1 pseudogene is annotated in these 394 nt (G+C 58.1%); it reads left to right on the top strand.

The window, feature by feature from the left end:
* Positions 1–345, top strand: a pseudogene (locus tag EVJ22_RS15330) (L-fucose:H+ symporter permease); the annotation flags it as partial.
* Positions 346–394 lie beyond the last annotated feature (49 nt).

The raw sequence follows: 394 nt of genomic DNA, 5'->3' as shown, positions 1-394 counted from the left end.
GTGATCGGCGCGCTGTTCCTGGCCTATGTGGCGCTGGCGCCCAGCTTTAGCGCGGTATACGTGGCGGTGCTGGTCAGTGTTCTGTTTGGCCCCTGCTGGGCGACCATTTATGCCGGAACGCTCGATACCGTCGATAACGAGCATACCGAAATGGCGGGGGCGGTGATCGTGATGGCGATTGTCGGCGCGGCGGTGGTTCCCGCGATTCAGGGCTACGTGGCGGACATGTTCCACTCGCTACAGCTCTCATTCCTGGTTTCCATGCTGTGCTTTGTTTACGTTGGCGTTTACTTCTGGCGCGAAAGCAAAGTGCGCGGCAACCTGGCTGAAGTCGCCGCGTCCTGAGGAGATCAACCATGACAACACGTATTACATTATGGCGGGAGCTTTTTAG

Origin of the sequence: Exiguobacterium sp. SH0S7 (genome assembly GCF_004337195.1) — a bacterium.
In the GTDB taxonomy this organism is placed as follows: Bacteria; Bacillota; Bacilli; order Exiguobacteriales; family Exiguobacteriaceae; genus Exiguobacterium; species Exiguobacterium aurantiacum_A.
This window is presented reverse-complemented; position numbering and strand designations above follow the sequence as displayed.